Source organism: Paraburkholderia silviterrae, assembly GCF_004353915.1.
Lineage (GTDB): Bacteria > Pseudomonadota > Gammaproteobacteria > Burkholderiales > Burkholderiaceae > Paraburkholderia > Paraburkholderia silviterrae.
This window is the reverse complement of sequence record NZ_SMRP01000002.1, coordinates 436,905-452,673: the sequence shown is the minus strand read 5'-3', so window position 1 is coordinate 452,673 and position 15,769 is coordinate 436,905. Positions and strand designations below refer to the sequence as shown.

The 15,769-nt window shown below is 65.4% G+C and carries 13 protein-coding genes; 5 read left to right on the top strand and 8 right to left on the bottom strand.

Annotated elements, in window-relative coordinates; genetic code table 11:
- Positions 1-154: 154 nt before the first annotated feature.
- Both clpB and EYW47_RS06260 read right to left on the bottom strand, forming a co-directional pair.
- Positions 155-2,752: an ATP-dependent chaperone ClpB gene (gene clpB, locus EYW47_RS06265; RefSeq protein WP_133193989.1), complete on the bottom strand. Its 2,598-nt coding sequence runs from the start codon at positions 2,750-2,752 to the stop codon at positions 155-157.
- 259 nt (positions 2,753-3,011) lie between these two features.
- Complete coding sequence (locus tag EYW47_RS06260) at positions 3,012-3,512, bottom strand: Rrf2 family transcriptional regulator (RefSeq protein WP_133194224.1); 501 nt, start codon at positions 3,510-3,512, stop codon at positions 3,012-3,014.
- Between the two features lie 221 nt (positions 3,513-3,733).
- On the opposite strand from EYW47_RS06260, the gene EYW47_RS06255 reads away from it, so the two are divergent.
- Complete coding sequence (locus EYW47_RS06255; RefSeq protein ID WP_133193988.1) at positions 3,734-4,294, top strand: group III truncated hemoglobin; 561 nt, start codon at positions 3,734-3,736, stop codon at positions 4,292-4,294.
- A gap of 168 nt (positions 4,295-4,462) precedes the next feature.
- Here the strand turns inward: EYW47_RS06255 and EYW47_RS06250 are convergent, their stop codons facing one another.
- The 6 genes from EYW47_RS06250 to EYW47_RS06225 form a co-directional block, all read right to left on the bottom strand.
- Positions 4,463-4,942, bottom strand: a complete 480-nt coding sequence (locus EYW47_RS06250) for a molybdenum cofactor biosynthesis protein MoaE (protein ID WP_133193987.1) — start codon at positions 4,940-4,942, stop codon at positions 4,463-4,465.
- Positions 4,943-4,978: 36 nt separating this feature from the next.
- Positions 4,979-5,236 carry a molybdopterin converting factor subunit 1 gene (moaD, locus tag EYW47_RS06245; RefSeq protein WP_133193986.1) on the bottom strand — a complete coding sequence of 86 codons (258 nt, stop codon included), beginning with the start codon at positions 5,234-5,236 and terminating at the stop codon, positions 4,979-4,981.
- 10 nt (positions 5,237-5,246) lie between these two features.
- Positions 5,247-6,515, bottom strand: a complete 1,269-nt coding sequence (locus EYW47_RS06240; RefSeq protein WP_133193985.1) for a molybdopterin molybdotransferase MoeA — start codon at positions 6,513-6,515, stop codon at positions 5,247-5,249.
- Between the two features lie 304 nt (positions 6,516-6,819).
- Positions 6,820-8,271: a threonine synthase gene (gene thrC, locus EYW47_RS06235; protein WP_133193984.1), complete on the bottom strand. Its 1,452-nt coding sequence runs from the start codon at positions 8,269-8,271 to the stop codon at positions 6,820-6,822.
- Between the two features lie 10 nt (positions 8,272-8,281).
- Positions 8,282-9,613 carry a homoserine dehydrogenase gene (locus EYW47_RS06230; RefSeq protein ID WP_133193983.1) on the bottom strand — a complete coding sequence of 444 codons (1,332 nt, stop codon included), beginning with the start codon at positions 9,611-9,613 and terminating at the stop codon, positions 8,282-8,284.
- Positions 9,614-9,711: 98 nt separating this feature from the next.
- Positions 9,712-10,950, bottom strand: a complete 1,239-nt coding sequence (locus tag EYW47_RS06225; RefSeq protein WP_165976504.1) for a pyridoxal phosphate-dependent aminotransferase — start codon at positions 10,948-10,950, stop codon at positions 9,712-9,714.
- 449 nt (positions 10,951-11,399) lie between these two features.
- Here EYW47_RS06225 and EYW47_RS06220 point away from each other — a divergent pair, with 449 nt between their 5' ends.
- From EYW47_RS06220 to EYW47_RS06205, 4 genes are all read left to right on the top strand, one after another.
- Positions 11,400-11,774, top strand: coding sequence for an Mth938-like domain-containing protein (locus EYW47_RS06220; RefSeq protein ID WP_133193981.1), 375 nt, complete (start codon positions 11,400-11,402; stop codon positions 11,772-11,774).
- Between the two features lie 152 nt (positions 11,775-11,926).
- Positions 11,927-13,618 carry a glycosyltransferase family 39 protein gene (locus EYW47_RS06215; protein ID WP_133193980.1) on the top strand — a complete coding sequence of 564 codons (1,692 nt, stop codon included), beginning with the start codon at positions 11,927-11,929 and terminating at the stop codon, positions 13,616-13,618.
- A 392-nt stretch (positions 13,619-14,010) separates the two neighbouring features.
- Positions 14,011-14,382 carry an SMR family transporter gene (locus EYW47_RS06210; protein ID WP_028219199.1) on the top strand — a complete coding sequence of 124 codons (372 nt, stop codon included), beginning with the start codon at positions 14,011-14,013 and terminating at the stop codon, positions 14,380-14,382.
- A 133-nt stretch (positions 14,383-14,515) separates the two neighbouring features.
- Positions 14,516-15,691 carry a DegT/DnrJ/EryC1/StrS family aminotransferase gene (locus EYW47_RS06205; RefSeq protein WP_133193979.1) on the top strand — a complete coding sequence of 392 codons (1,176 nt, stop codon included), beginning with the start codon at positions 14,516-14,518 and terminating at the stop codon, positions 15,689-15,691.
- Positions 15,692-15,769: the final 78 nt, after the last annotated feature.

Below are 15,769 nucleotides of genomic sequence, written 5' to 3'. Positions count from 1 at the left end.
ATATGGAGGAACGCCCGGCAGCAATTGCCGTGCAGGGAAAACACACAAATAAAAAAGGGCAACGGAAAAACTCCGTTGCCCTTTTCGTTTGCCCTTCCTGCTTCTGCTACGGCGCGCACCTCTCGGCACGCGCCTTCGCCACATGAACCGCGCTTCAGTGCACGACGCGTTCGAACACGAACTTGCCGTCGTGAATGTCGACCGGAATCACGTCCTTCGGCCCGAACTTGCCCGCGAGGATCAGCTTGGCGACCGGATTCTCGATCTCCTGCTGGATCGCGCGCTTGAGCGGCCGCGCACCGAACAGCGGGTCGTAGCCGACCTCGGCGATCTTGGCGAGCGCCTCATCCGACACCACCAGCTCCATGTCGAGCTTCTCCAGACGCTCGCGCAGGCGCTGCAACTGGATCTTCGCGATCGACTCGATGTTCGAGCGGTCGAGCGCATGGAACACCACGACTTCGTCGATCCGGTTCAGGAACTCAGGCCGGAATTGCTGCTTCACTTCGTTCCAGACAGCCTCCTTCACCGCTTCCTGCGGCTCGCCCGTCATCGACTGGATGAGGTGCGAACCGAGGTTCGAGGTCATCACGATCACCGTGTTCTTGAAGTCGACGGTGCGCCCCTGGCCATCGGTCATGCGGCCGTCGTCGAGCACCTGCAAGAGCACGTTGAACACGTCGGGGTGCGCCTTCTCGACTTCGTCGAGCAGGATCACGCTATACGGCTTGCGGCGCACGGCCTCGGTCAGATAGCCGCCTTCCTCGTAGCCCACATATCCCGGCGGCGCGCCGATCAGACGCGCGACGCTATGCTTCTCCATGAACTCGCTCATGTCGATGCGGATGAGATGATCCTCCGAATCGAACAAGAAGCCCGCGAGCGCTTTGCAGACCTCGGTCTTGCCCACGCCCGTCGGCCCGAGGAACAGGAACGAGCCGTAGGGCTTGTTCGGGTCCGCGAGACCGGCGCGCGAGCGGCGGATCGCATCGGCCACGGCGTTGATCGCCTCGTCCTGGCCGATCACGCGCTCGTGCAGTTTGTCTTCGATCAGCAGCAGCTTTTCACGCTCGCCCTGCATCATGCGCGAGACCGGAATGCCAGTCGAACGCGACACGACTTCGGCGATTTCCTCGGCGCCCACCTGCGTGCGCAGCAAACGCGGACGCGACGGGTTGTTCTGCTCGTTCGCCTCGGCCTGCGTGACTTGCTTCAACTGCGCATCGAGTTGCGGCAGCTTGCCGTACTGCAGCTCGGCAACCTTCTCGAGCTTGCCTTCGCGCTGGAACTTCGTGATCTCGGCGCGCACGCGGTCGATCTCTTCCTTGAGTTGCGCGCTGCCCTGCACCGCCGCTTTCTCGGCGGTCCAGATCTCTTCGAGGTCCTTATATTCGAGGCTCAGACGGTCGATCTCTTCCTCGATCAACTGCAAACGCTTTTGCGACGCTTCGTCCTTCTCTTTCTTGACGGCTTCGCGCTCGATCTTCAACTGGATCAAGCGACGGTCGAGCTTGTCCATCTCCTCGGGCTTCGAGTCGATCTCCATCTTGATCTTCGAAGCGGCTTCGTCGATCAGGTCGATGGCCTTGTCCGGCAAGAAGCGGTCGGTGATATAGCGATGCGAGAGCTCCGCCGCCGCAACGATCGCCGGGTCGGTGATCTCCACGCCGTGGTGCAGCTCGTACTTTTCCTGCAGACCGCGCAGGATCGCGATGGTCGCCTCGACCGACGGTTCGTCCACGAGCACCTTCTGGAAGCGGCGCTCGAGCGCGGCATCCTTTTCGATGTACTTGCGATATTCGTCGAGCGTGGTCGCGCCGATGCAGTGCAGTTCGCCGCGCGAGAGCGCCGGCTTGAGCATGTTGCCCGCATCCATCGCGCCTTCGGCCTTGCCCGCGCCCACCATCGTGTGAATCTCGTCGATGAAGACGATGGTCTGGCCTTCGTCCTTCGCGATGTCGTGGAGCACGGCCTTCAGGCGCTCCTCGAACTCGCCGCGGTACTTCGCGCCCGCGAGCAGCGCCGCCATGTCGAGCGAAAGCACGCGCTTGCCCTTGAGCGTTTCCGGCACTTCGCCGTTGACGATGCGCTGCGCGAGCCCTTCGACGATGGCCGTCTTGCCCACGCCCGGCTCGCCGATCAGCACCGGGTTGTTCTTGGTGCGGCGCTGCAGGATCTGGATCGAGCGGCGAATTTCGTCGTCGCGGCCAATCACGGGATCGAGCTTGCCCGACCGAGCGCGCTCGGTCAGGTCGACGGTGTACTTCTTGAGCGCTTCGCGCTGGCTCTCGGCGTCCTGGCTATGGACCTGCGCGCCGCCGCGCACCGCGACGATCGCCGCTTCGAGAGCCTTGCGCGTGAGGCCGTTCTTGCGCGCGATCTGGCCCGCGTCGCCTTTGTCGTCGGCGACCGCCAGCAGGAACATCTCGCTCGCGATGTAGGTGTCGTTGAGCTTCTGCGCTTCCTTGTCGGCCTGATTCAACAGGCCCGTGAGCTCGCGGCCGACCTGCACGTTGCCGTCGGTGCCCTGCACCTGCGGCAAGCGGTTGATGGCATCGTTCAGCGAGTTCTGCAGCGCCTGAATCTGCACGCCCGCGCGCGACATGAGCGAGCGCGCCGAGCCGTCCTGCTGCGCGACGAGCGCCGCCAGCAAATGGACCGGTTCGATGTATTGATTGTCATGGCCGACGGCAAGGCTTTGGGCGTCGGCGAGTGCTTCCTGGAACTTGGTGGTGAGTTTGTCGACTCTCATTTAAATGGAGACCTCCAATATCTTAACTGTCACCAAATTTGAGGGGCATTGCGCTGGTTTCAAGCGGGCACCCTGTCATTTTTTCCGATTGTTCCGCGCGAGGCCCGGTTTAGCCGCCCGCCAGCCCGGGCAGATCTGGGCGAACGACCGCGCCCGGCCTGCCGCAAAACGGCGGACCGGCCAGGTGAACCAGGGTAGCTCTATGAGAATAGACCGCAGGAGCGCCGACGGAATAAGCGGACGCCGGTCGCGCCGCGCTTCAGTGCTCGCGCGACGGCGCGTGCCGGGCGGCCCGCGCGCGGGGTACGAACGTAATGGGCGCGAGGCCCAACAAGCCGGTCAGCTCACCCGCGGGCTGCACCAGCTCGCCGATGGTGTGCCGGTCGAGTTCGGCGAGGAAGGCGTCGCGCGCCGCCGCCAGCGCGTGCTTGAGCCGGCATTGCGGCTCAATGACGCAGCTTCGGCGCTCGCCATGCTCGTCGGGGAAGCATCCGACGAGCGCGAAATCGCTCTCGGTCTGCCGCACCACCGCGCCGACGCTCAATTCGAGCGAATTCGGCCCGAGCCGCAAGCCACCGTTGCGCCCGCGGATGGTATCGACCCAGCCCAGTTCGCCCAAACGCTGCACCACCTTCATCAGATGGTTCTTCGATATGCCGTAGGCGTCCGAGATCTCCTGGATCGTCGAGAGCCCGTCGCGGCGCAGTGCGAGATAAAGCATCACGCGCAGCGAATAATCGGTGTAATCGGTCAGTCTCATGGTGCCGGCAGGTGGGTGGGCGCGCAGGCGCGGGAATCCGTACAATAACATGCAAGCCGCATGCAAGTTTTTGATCGCCTGTGTATTATGGGCGCTTCGACTAGGACTTCGACCAGCGCTTCGACCAGGACTTCACAGTCGTTCGCGCCGCAGTTTGCTGCAATTCGCATGACCCGTGAACCGCCGCACGGCGGCTCAGCGCATCGCCCCAGGCTTCCGACATGACTCATCCCGACGCCAGCGCCGCTCCCGTGCGGCACACTGCACCCACCGAAGAGAACATCCGCGAGCTTGTCTACGCGTTCTACGACCGCGTGCGCGACGACGCCCTGCTCGGCCCTGTTTTCGACGGCGTGCTGGCCGGCCGTTGGGACGAACATCTGCCGAAAATGTGCCGCTTCTGGTCGAGTCTCGTGCTCGGCACGAAGACATATCGCGGCAATGTGCAGCAGGCGCACGATCCGGTGCCGGGCGTCGAGCCGAAGCATTTCAGCCACTGGCTCTATCTCTTTCTCGACACGGTAGAGGCGCATTACGAGCCTGCGGCGGCGGTGCAGTTCATGGAGCCCGCGCTGCGCATCGCGCAAAGCCTGCAGTTGAGCCGCTTCGGCTGGGATTACGCGATTCCGCCTGAGCAGCAGGCGTTGCTGGAATCGGTTGCGCCACGGCGACGCCCGGTTGGCCACGGCCATGATCTGCCCACCCGCCCGACTGGCGAACCGTTTCCGGCTAAATTCATCGGACGCTCGATGGACGAGGACGAAGCCACCCGTTCGCACTGAACCACCCGCCTTGCGCGGGCTGGACTCATAGGCTGTTAGTTGCACATTTACGGCCGATGGTCCTGATCGTGAACCATCGTTCCGATATCACAGGAATCACGGTGGCTGACAGCCCATGCGCCGCCATAATTCCGCAACACCGGAACTATGCTGCGGCCGGCTGTGCGCTCAGGTTTCCTTCTCCGCATTCGTCGAGCTCACGCCCCAGCGCGCCAGCGCCGCGTCGTCGCTCTCGCGCGCGTCCACCCAGCGCGCGCCGTGCTCGGTCTCTTCCTTCTTCCAGAACGGCGCCTCGGACTTCAGATAGTCCATGACGAACTCGCACGACGCGAAGGCATCGCCACGATGCTTCGAAGTCGTCGCGACCAGCACGATCTGGTCGAGCGGCGCGAGCTTGCCCACCCGGTGGATGATCAGCACTTCAATGCCGGGCCAGCGCCGCTGCGCCTCGGCGACGATGCCCTCCAGCGCCTTCTCCGTCATGCCCGGATAGTGCTCGAGCTCCATGCCCGCCACCGCACTGCCGTCGTTGAGGTCGCGCACCGTCCCGACGAAGCACGCCACCGCGCCGATCGCCGGGTTGTCCGCGCGCAGTTGTGCAACCTCGGTTGTCAGGTCGAAATCTTCGGTCTGGACACGCACTGGCATGACCGCACTCCTCGTCGTTTGGGTCGTATTCGTGGGTCAACCGCCCGTGACGGGCGGGAAAAACGCCACCTCGCAGCCCTCGGTGATGCGCGTGCCCGGATCGGTCATGACGTGATTGCAGGCCATGCGCAGCGCGCGCCCCTCCGCCAGCGTTTCCGCCCAGACGCCGCCGCGTGCGCGCAGCCAGCCGCGCACGTCGCCCACCGTGACGATGCTCTCGGGCAGCGTGACCGTTTCGTCGGCCACACCTAGTGCCTCGCGCACGCTCGCAAAAAATTTCAACTGGATCTTCATCGGATGACGCTCAGTACAGCAATTCGGTGAAAGGAATGAAACGCACGGTCTCGCCCGCACTGATCGCATGATTCGGCGGGTTGTCGATGAGCCCGTCGCCCCATACGGTCGACGTGAGCACCGCCGAGCTCTGGTTCGCGAACAGGTCGAGGCCGCCCGCCGGGTTCACGCGCGCGCGCAGGAATTCGTTGCGGCGGTCGGCCTTGGCCTGCGTGAAGTCGGCGCGCAGCGAGAGCGCGCGCGGGCTCACGTGCGCCGCGCCGGCGAGGCGCAGCAGGAAAGGCCGCACGAACAGCAGGAAAGTGACGAAGCTCGAGACCGGATTGCCGGGCAGGCCGATGAAGAACGCTTCATCGGCGCTCATGCTGGCGTCCTTGCCTGCGGCAGTCTGCGCTCCGTCTTGCGGCCGCCGCACCGCGCCGAACGCGAGCGGCTTGCCCGGCTTCATTGCGATCTGCCACATGTTGATGCGGCCTTCGGCCTCAACCGCGGGCCTCACGTGGTCTTCCTCGCCCACGGAGACGCCGCCCGAGGTCAGGATCAGGTCGTGCTTCGCGGCAGCCTCGCGCAGCGTCGCACGGGTGACATCGAGCCGATCCGGCACGATGCCGTAATCGGTCACCTCGCAGCCCAGATTGCGCAGGAGGCCCGTCAGGGTGAAGCGGTTCGAGTTATAGATCGCGCCCGGCTTGAGCGGCTCGCCCGGCATGGTCAGTTCGTCACCGGTGAAGAACACCGCCACTTTCACGCGGCGCGCGACCGTGAGCGTCGCAGACCCCACCGACGCCGCCAGCCCGAGCGCCGCCGGCGAGAGCCGCGTGCCCGCAGGCAAAATCACCGAGCCGCTCTTGATGTCGGCGCCCTGTGCCGTAATCCACTCGCCCACTTTGGGCGTGTGCAGGATCGTCACGTCGCCGCCGTCGGTCTCGGTCTGCTCCTGCATCACCACGGCGTCGGCGCCCGGAGGCACCGTCGCGCCCGTGAAGATGCGCGCGGCCGTCCCTGCAGCGAGCGGCTGCGGCGCATGTCCGGCAGGAATGCGCTGCGAGACCGGCAGCCGGCGGCTGCCTTGCGTGAGATCGGCCACGCGCACCGCGTAGCCGTCCATCGCGCTCGTGTGCATCGGCGGCACGTCGAGCGGCGAGACGACCTCGACCGCCAGCACGCGATTGAGCGCATCGAAGGTCGAAAGTGTCTCGGTTGCGCTCGCGTGCGCTGCTTCGGTCAGCGGCTTCGCGGCGGCAAGCAGCGTGGCGAGCGCGTCGGCGGTCGACAGCATCGGCGCGCGCGGCGCAGGCGCGGCGGAGGATGGGGATTGAGGCGTGGACATTGGCGGGGATAGTGGGCTTGGCTGGGCGCCGCTCGCGGCGCGCTCGACAGGGATGGTCTGTCGTTATTGTAGCGGCGGGGACGCGGCATTGCGCCGCTGCGCCTTATCTCCTGCATTCGCTGCAACCTTACCGCGACGGCCGGAACCCCGGCGCCACGCATGTGCAGCGCCCCGACCGCGAGCGGGCAACGCCCGCGGCCGGGGTTCATACGGCCCTCGAAAAGACATCAAACCGGGGCATCAAACCGGGCCATCAAAGCCCCGTATGCGCGGCGATGTAGTCCTTCACGCGCTGCGCATCCGCCGGCATCACTTCGAAGCGCTGCGGCAGCGCCTCGAGGCCTTCGAACCCGGCCGGACGCTCCGGCTCGCATTCGAGCGCTTCGCGGATCGTCTCGCCGAACTTCACCGGCTGCGCGGTTTCGAGCACGATCATCGGCACGCCCGGCTGCAGGTGCTCGCGCGCGACCTTCACGCCGTCGGCGGTATGGGTATCGATCATGGTCTTGTAGCGCGTATGCACGTCGCGGATCGTGGCGATACGGTCCTCGTGGCTGCTGCGGCCCGAAACGAAGCCGAACTGCTGCACGCGCACGAAGTCACCGCTTGCCGCGAGATCGAAACCGCCCTTTTCCTCGACGTCGCGGAACAACTGCGTCACGCGCGCCGGATCGCGGCCGAGCAGGTCGTAGACGAACCGCTCGAAATTCGACGCCTTCGAGATGTCCATGCTCGGGCTGGTCGTGTGATACGTCTGCTCCGCGCCGCGCACGCGATAGATGCCCGTGCGGAAGAACTCGTCGAGCACGTCGTTCTCGTTCGTCGCCACCACGAGCTTCTCGATCGGCAGGCCCATCATGCGTGCGATATGGCCCGCGCAGACGTTGCCGAAGTTGCCCGAGGGCACCGTGAACGAGACGCGCTCGTCGTTGCTCTTCGTGGCCGCGAAATAGCCCGCGAAGTAGTAGACGACCTGGGCCACGACGCGCGCCCAGTTGATCGAGTTGACCGTGCCGATCTTCTGCTGCGCCTTGTACGCGTGATCGTTCGAGACGGCCTTGACGATGTCCTGGCAGTCGTCGAACACGCCTTCCACGGCCAGATTGAAGATGTTCGGGTCCTGCAGGCTGAACATCTGCGCCGTCTGGAACGCGCTCATCTTCTTGTGCGGCGAGAGCATGAACACGCGCACGCCCTTCTTGCCGCGCATCGCGTATTCGGCGGCGCTGCCGGTGTCGCCGGAAGTCGCGCCGAGGATGTTCAGCTGCTGCCCCGCCTTCGCGAGCGCGTACTCGAACAGGTTGCCGAGCAGCTGCATCGCCATGTCCTTGAACGCGAGCGTCGGACCGTTCGAGAGCTCGAGCAGCGAGAGCTTCGCGCCGTTTTCCTCGCCGAGCGTGGTGAGCGGCGTGATCTTGCTGGCGTCCTCGCCGTGACGCACGTTGCAGTACGTCGCGGCCGTATAGGTGCGGCGCGTCAGGTCGCGCAGGTCCTCGGCGGGAATGTCGTCGCTGAACTTCGAGAGGATCTCGAACGCGAGATCCGCGTACGAGAGGCCGCGCCAGCGCGCGAGTTCTTCCTCGGCGATGCGCGGATATTCGGCCGGCAGATACAGGCCGCCGTCGCGCGCGAGGCCGCCCAGCAAGATGTCGGAAAACGAGTGATGCTCGCCGGCGCCCGCGCCGCGCGTGGATACGTAATTCATTGCCTTGCCCTTAGTTCAGTCCTTCCATGCGCAGCTTCGTCACCGACGACTTCACAGTCGCCAGCTTCTCGATCTGCGCGATCGCCGCGTTGACGCGCTTTTCAACCGTCTCGTGCGTGATCAGGATGATGTCGGTTTCCGCCTTGCCCTGCGCGTCGATCTGCTCCGACTCCTTTTGCAGCAGCGCGTCGATCGAAATGCCGCTGTCGGCGAGGATGCGCGTGATGTCGGCCATCACGCCGGTCTGGTCCGCCACGCGCAGGCGCAGGTAGTAGCCGCTCGTGACTTCCTCGATCGGCAGGATCGGCGTGTTCGAGAGGCTCTCCGGCTGGAACGCCAGATGCGGCACGCGGTGCTCGGGGTCGGCCGTGTGCAGGCGCGTGACATCGACGAGATCGGCCACCACAGCCGAGGCCGTCGGCTCCGCACCCGCGCCCTTGCCGTAATAGAGCGTCGTGCCCACGGCGTCGCCGTGCACGACCACCGCATTCATCGCGCCTTCCACGTTCGCGAGCAGGCGCTTGGCCGGAATCAGCGTCGGATGTGTGCGCAGCTCGATGCCCTTGTCCGTGCGGCGCGCGATGCCGAGCAGCTTGATGCGATAGCCGAGCTCTTCCGCGTACTTGATGTCGATGGCGTCGAGCTTGCTGATGCCCTCGACATACGCCTTGTCGAACTGCACGGGCACGCCGAACGCGATCGCGCTCATGATCGTGGCCTTGTGCGCGGCGTCCACGCCTTCGATGTCGAAGGTCGGATCGGCTTCGGCGTAGCCCAGCTCCTGCGCACCCTTCAGTGCGGTCGCGAAGTCGAGGCCGCGCTCGCGCATCTCCGAGAGGATGTAGTTCGTGGTGCCGTTGATGATGCCGGCGATGTACTCGATGCGGTTGGCCGTGAGGCCTTCGCGCAGCGCCTTGATGATGGGAATGCCGCCCGCGACCGCCGCCTCGAACGCGACCATCACGCCCTTGGCGCGCGCCGCTTCGAAGATCTCGGTGCCGTGGACCGCCAGCAGGGCCTTGTTCGCGGTGACCACGTGCTTGCCGTTGGCGATCGCGCGCAGCACGAGATCCTTCGCGACACTCGTGCCGCCGATCATTTCGGCGACGATCGAAATCGACGGGTCATCGACGACCGCATTGAAGTCGCTCGTCAATTCGACGGTGCCGGCCTCGCTGCCGAGCGCCGCCGTGGCTTTGGCCGGGTTGCGCACGGCGATGCGCGCAACCTCGATGCCGCGGCCCGCGCGGCGTTTGATTTCTTCCTGGTTGCGGCGCAGTACCGTGAAGGTGCCGCTGCCTACCGTGCCGAAGCCCAAGAGACCTACTTTGATCGGTTCCATGCAGCGTGTGTTCGTCTAAGTGTGTAAAAAGGAAAAGCGGTTGCGCCGCACCTGAACATCAAGCGGGCGGCGCGCATGTCGTGTGCCTCAGGCGCCGCTCAAGTGCCGTGCCTTTGGCGATAGCCGTCGAGGAAGCGCGCGATGCGGTTGATAGAATCGGTCAGGTCGTCGACGTTCGGCAGGAACACCACGCGGAAGTGGTCCGGCTGCTTCCAGTTGAAGCCCGTGCCCTGCACCAGCAGGACGCGCTCCGCAAGCAGCAGGTCCAGGATGAACTGCTGATCGTCCTGGATCGGATAAAGCTTGGGGTCGAGGCGCGGGAACATATAGAGCGCGGCCTCGGGCTTCACGCAGGTCACGCCGGGAATGGCCGTGAGCATGTTGTAGGCGAGCTCGCGCTGGCGATACAGGCGCCCGCCCGGCTGGATCAGCTCGTTGATGCTCTGGTAGCCGCCCAGCGCCGTCTGGATCGCATACTGGCCGGGCACGTTCGCGCACAGACGCATCGAGGCCAGAATGCCGAGCCCTTCGGTGTAGTCCTTCGCGCGGCGACGGTTCTCTGCCGTCAGGCCCGAAATGAACATCCAGCCCGCGCGGTAGCCGCACGCGCGATAGCTCTTCGAAAGGCTGTTGAGCGTGACCGTGATGACGTCTTCGGAGAGCGAGCCGAGCGCCGTGTGAGTCTTGCCGTCGTAGATGATCTTGTCGTAGACCTCATCGGCGAAGATGATCAGGCCGTGCTCGCGCGCGATGGCCACGAGGCCGCGCAGCAGCTCGTCCGAATACAGCGCCCCCGTGGGGTTGTTCGGGTTGATGACCACGAGCGCACGCGTGTTCGGCGTGATCTTCGCGCGAATGTCGTCGAGGTCCGGCATCCAGCCGTTCGACTCGTCGCAGATGTAATGCACGGGCGTGCCGCCCGACAGGCTCACCGCCGCCGTCCAGAGCGGATAGTCGGGCGCCGGCAGCAGGACTTCGTCCTCGTCGTTCAGGAGCGCCTGCATGGCCATCACGATCAGCTCGGACGCGCCGTTGCCGATGTAGATGTCGTCGAGCTCGACGCCCTTGACGCCCTTTTGCTGCGCGTAATGCATGATCGCCTTGCGCGCGGCGAACACCCCCTTCGAGTCCGAATACCCCGAGGAGCCCGGCAGGTTCAGGATCATGTCCTGGATGACTTCGTCGGGCGCGTCGAAACCGAACGGCGCGAGATTGCCGATGTTCAGCTTGATGATGCGGTGGCCTTCTTCTTCGAGGCGCTTGGCATGCTCGAGCACCGGCCCGCGGATGTCGTAGCAAACGTTCTGCAGCTTGTTGGATTTGAGGATCGGTTTCACGGCGGGCGGTTGGTCCAAAAAGCGGGTCTAGGAGCGGTCTAAAAACCTGAAACGCGCTGCAACGGGGTTGATCGGTGTAGAACGGCGCGCGGGGCCGCGAGCCGTGCAGGGGCAGCACGGATGACGCCCACGGATTGTACGCATTGCACGGAATGGCAGCCTGCCTGCAGCTTGTGACTGCGTTCGCCCTTCAATGGATGACTGGGGCGGATGGCGTAATGCGGATGCTGCAGGCGCGCACGTTGGGCTGACGGCCGGGTCCGGCGCTGGTTGCACCGCTTGCTGCACCTTCGGGCGCCCGTTCGGGCACCATTGAGCGGGGTCCGTCGTCGCAGCCGCCAAAAAGCTATAATTTAGCGGATTTTGGCCAACTTCCGCAATGCGCAATAAGCCGCGCGGGCCCGTCCCGCCGCGGACGAGGCAAACCGAGACCTTCCGGAACCGAAGTTTTGAAACTACACCAGGACTCCAGCGGCGCCCTGAACACCGTCACCGGTTACGGCGCCGATTACGTCGAAATCAACCTCGAACGCCACACCGGCAGCATCATCGTGATGCCCGACTCGCCCGTCGTGCCCTGGCCGGTCAGCGGGTTCGACGCCTTGACCCCCGAACTTTTCGCCATGCTGCTGCCGCTGAATCCCGAGGTCGTGGTATTCGGTAGCGGCGAGCGGCTGCGCTTTCCTCATCCGCGCCTGACCGCGGCACTGAGCGCGAAGCGCATCGGCGTCGAGGCGATGGACTTCAAGGCCGCCTGCCGCACCTACAACATCCTGATGGCCGAAGGCCGGCGCGTAGCCGCCGCGCTCCTGATCGAGAACTGACTCGCCCGAAGCACGCCTTAAGCCTGCCTTCAGGCAAGCCCGGCGTGCCGTAGTACACTTGCGCGCCGCGCAGGCGTTGCGCGCTTCCCGCGAAGGCGCGGGCGGCGCGCCGCCTGACCGACCGCAACATCAACAAGAACAGGCTGGAACCCATGAACGATACGCCCTCGAGGCTGCCGCTCAACCGCAGCGCGATCCTGCTCCTGATCGTCGCTCTCGCCGTGATCTGGTTCGTACCGCTTGGCTGGCGCCATCTGCTGCCGAGCGACGAAGGCCGCTACGCCGAAATGGCGCGCGAAATGCTCGCCAGCGGCGACTGGATCACCCCGCGCTACAACGGCTACAAGTATTTCGAGAAGCCGCCGCTGCAAACCTGGATGAATGCGCTCACGTTCGCATGGTTCGGCATTGGCGAATGGCAGGCGCGCCTCTATACGGCCCTCACCGGCTTCGCCGGCGTGCTGCTGATCGGCTTCACCGGCGCGCGCGTCTTCAACGCCGCCACCGGCTTCTTCGCCGCGCTCGTGCTAGCCTGTGCACCGTACTGGTACCTGATGGGCCACTTCAACACGCTCGACATGGCCCTGTCGTTCTGGATGGAGCTCACGCTGTGCGCGCTGCTGCTCGCCCAGCGCCCGAACTTGCCCACGCGCACGGCACGCCTGTGGATGTGGGTCTGCTGGGCGGCGATGGCGCTCGCCGTGCTCTCGAAGGGCCTGATCGGTCTAATCCTGCCGGGCGCCGTGCTGGTGCTCTACACCGTGATCGCGCGCGACTGGGCGATCTGGAAGCGCCTGTACCTCGTGAGCGGCCTGATCGTCTTCTTCGCGATCGTCTCGCCGTGGTTCGTGCTGGTGCAGCAGCGCAATCCGGAATTCTTCAACTTCTTCTTCATCGTCCAGCAGTTCCAGCGCTATCTCACGCCCGCGCAGAACCGTCCCGGCCCGTTCTACTACTTCGTGCCCGTGATGCTCGTGGGCTTCCTGCCGTGGCTCTCGGTCAGCGTGCAAAGCGTGCGGCACGCGCTGCGCGCACCGAACCAGCCGAACGGCTTCGCCCCGGTCACGCTGATGCTGGTCTGGAGCGTGTTCATCTTCCTGTTCTTCAGCGCGTCACACTCGAAGCTGCTTTCGTACACGTTGCCGGTCGCGCCGCCGCTTGCGCTCATCATCGGCCTGTATCTGCCCCTCATGACGCGCAAGCAGTGGAGCCGCCATCTGACGGGCTATGCCGTGCTCGCCGTCGCGCTGATGGCCGGCTCCTTCGTGCTCACGCGCCTCGGCGATGCGCGCAATCCCAACGCGCTCTATCGCGAGTTCCAGGTCTGGGTATTCGCCGCCGCCGCGGTCGCCTTCGTCGCCACCATGATCGGGCTGCGCCTGAATCGCGCTAAACGCACGCCCGAGACGGGCGCGAGCGCGCCGGCCGTGGCGCTCGGCACCGCGTGGCTGCTGCTCGCGACCATCGCGGGCACGGGGCACGACGTGTTCGGCACGCTCAGCTCGGGCGCGCCGCTCGCCCCCGCCGTGCGCGCCGCGATCGCGAAGCTGCCGCCCGACACGCCGTTCTATTCGGTGGGCGTGCTCGACCACACGCTGCCCTTCTACGTGCGCCACACGATGACGATGGTGGAGGTCACCGACGAGTTGTCCTTCGGTATCTCCGAAGAGCCACAAAAATGGGTGCCGACCATCGCCGCCTGGGAGCAGCGCTGGAAGAGCGAGCGTTACGCACTCGCGTTGCTGCCGGTGCAGCGCTACGACGAACTGGCCGCGCAGGGTTTCCCGATGCAGGTGATCGCGCGCGACTCGCGCCGCGTGATCGTCGAGAAGCCGCAATCCTGACGCTTCACCGGTTGGCGGCGGCCATGCTCCGCGCATGAGCGATAATGCTGGGCGCCGACGGCGCGAGGCGGCGTGCCGGACGGCTGGCCCAGTCGGGCAGCACCGGCTGTAAAGGCCGCCTTCGTGGGCGACCGGCGTGGGCGACCGGCGTCGGCGACAAGCGCCAGCGCGCCCGGCCAAACGGCTGCACGGGCGCAGCGGGAGCGCAGTTGTGTGGGCCCGGCGAGCACGCCGGGAACCGGTACCGGGTCAGGGACGCGCAACGCGCGAGCGACCCCGCCCCGCGAGCCGGAGCGAGCCCGCCAGCCGGACACCGGCCCCGCGAGCGTCCGGGCGCACGCGGCAATCCCGCCCCAAATTCACTTTAGTCACCCCATTAACCATCCGACACGATGAATCCGATTTCCCTCATCTGCATCCTTGCCGGCGTCAGCCTGAATGCCTGCGCGCAACTGTTGCTGAAAGCCGGTGTCAATGCCGTTGGACACTTCGAATTCACCCGTGCGAACATCCTGCCCATCGGCTGGAAGCTCGCGACGCAACTGCCGATCATCGGCGGGCTCACCTGTTACGTGTTCAGCGTGGTCGTGTGGATCGTGGGGCTCTCACGCGTGGACGTCTCGATCGCCTACCCGATGCTCTCGCTCGGCTACGTGGTCAACGCGTTCGCGGCCTGGTATCTGTTCGGCGAGGTGCTGAGCGTGCAGCGCCTCGTTGGCATCGGCATCATTCTGATCGGCGTGTTCGTGCTCGCGCGCAGCTAAGGCGCCCATAAGCGCACGCATGAGATAAGCGCAGGCATGAGCGCACGCATCGAAGCGTGTTTTCGCACCTCTGGCATCCTTGCACCGCAGCCGAATTCTGACTTTTTCTGACGTTCTCACGAGCAAAGCACTCATGACCCAGTCATCCGCGCAGTCCTCCGTTCCGTTCCTGCCGTTCGTCAAGCCCGAGATCGACGAAGAAACCATCGCGGGCGTCGCCGACGTGCTGCGCTCGGGCTGGATCACGACCGGTCCGCAGAATCAGGCGTTCGAGGCCGCGCTCTCCGAATACTGCGGCGGCCGCCCGGTACGCACTTTCAACTCGGGCACCGCAACACTCGAAATCGGCCTGCGCATCGCGGGCGTGGGCCCCGGCGACGAGGTCATCACCACGCCCGCCTCGTGGGTCTCCACGAGCAACGTGATCTACGAAGTGGGCGCGACGCCGGTGTTCGCCGACATCGACCCCATCACGCGCAACATCGACCTCAACAAGCTCGAAGCCGCCATCACGCCGCGCACCAAGGCGATCATCCCCGTCTACCTCGCTGGCCTGCCCGTCGACATGGACCGCCTCTACGCCATCGCCCGCCAGCACAAGCTGCGCGTGATCGAGGATGCCGCGCAGGCGTTCGGCTCGACCTGGAATGGCAAGCGCATCGGCGCGATCGGCGACATCGTCTCGTTCAGCTTCCACGCCAACAAGAACCTCACGTCGATCGAAGGCGGCGCGCTCGTGCTCAACGACGAGGCCGAAGCCGAGCTCGCCCGCAAGTACCGCCTGCAGGGCATCACGCGCACGGGCTTCGACGGCATGGACTGCGACGTGCTCGGCGGCAAGTACAATCTCACCGACGTCGCGGCGCGCGTGGGCCTCGGCCAGTTGAAGCACATCGAGCGCTTCACCGAGCAGCGCCGCAAGCTCGCGCATGCCTACTTCACGGGCTTCGAGGGCAGCGCCGCGGTGAAGCTCGGCGTGGGCCTGCCGGTGGCCGACTTCACCAATTGCAACTGGCACATGTTCCAGATCACGCTGCCGCTCGAGAACCTCACGCTCGACCGCGCGGGCTTCATGGAGCAGCTCAAGGAGCGCGGCATCGGCTCGGGCGTGCACTACCCGGCCATCCACCTCTTCACGCTCTATCGCGAGCGCGGTTTCCGTGCGGGCATGTTCCCGCACGCCGAGCGGTTCGGCGCGACCACGGTCACGCTGCCGCTCTTCACGCAGATGAGCGTCGCCGACGTGGCCCGCGTGTGCCGCGCCGTCGACGAGATCTGCAAGCAGCACGCAGTCGGCGCCGCGGCCTGATCCACAGCTTCACGTAGGGATTCAGGCGATCAGCGGATGCGGCAGCCCAGGGGGGCGCACCCGCTTGATAGTGGCAAT

Coding starts and splice junctions, on each gene's coding strand:
- clpB (WP_133193989.1), bottom strand. CDS start 2,752: ATGAGAGTCGACAAACTCACCACCAAGTTCCAGGAAGCACTCGCCGAC.
- EYW47_RS06260 (WP_133194224.1), bottom strand. CDS start 3,512: ATGAGACTGACCGATTACACCGATTATTCGCTGCGCGTGATGCTTTAT.
- EYW47_RS06255 (WP_133193988.1), top strand. CDS start 3,734: ATGACTCATCCCGACGCCAGCGCCGCTCCCGTGCGGCACACTGCACCC.
- EYW47_RS06250 (WP_133193987.1), bottom strand. CDS start 4,942: ATGCCAGTGCGTGTCCAGACCGAAGATTTCGACCTGACAACCGAGGTT.
- moaD (WP_133193986.1), bottom strand. CDS start 5,236: ATGAAGATCCAGTTGAAATTTTTTGCGAGCGTGCGCGAGGCACTAGGT.
- EYW47_RS06240 (WP_133193985.1), bottom strand. CDS start 6,515: ATGCTGTCGACCGCCGACGCGCTCGCCACGCTGCTTGCCGCCGCGAAG.
- thrC (WP_133193984.1), bottom strand. CDS start 8,271: ATGAATTACGTATCCACGCGCGGCGCGGGCGCCGGCGAGCATCACTCG.
- EYW47_RS06230 (WP_133193983.1), bottom strand. CDS start 9,613: ATGGAACCGATCAAAGTAGGTCTCTTGGGCTTCGGCACGGTAGGCAGC.
- EYW47_RS06215 (WP_133193980.1), top strand. CDS start 11,927: ATGAACGATACGCCCTCGAGGCTGCCGCTCAACCGCAGCGCGATCCTG.
- EYW47_RS06210 (WP_028219199.1), top strand. CDS start 14,011: ATGAATCCGATTTCCCTCATCTGCATCCTTGCCGGCGTCAGCCTGAAT.
- EYW47_RS06205 (WP_133193979.1), top strand. CDS start 14,516: ATGACCCAGTCATCCGCGCAGTCCTCCGTTCCGTTCCTGCCGTTCGTC.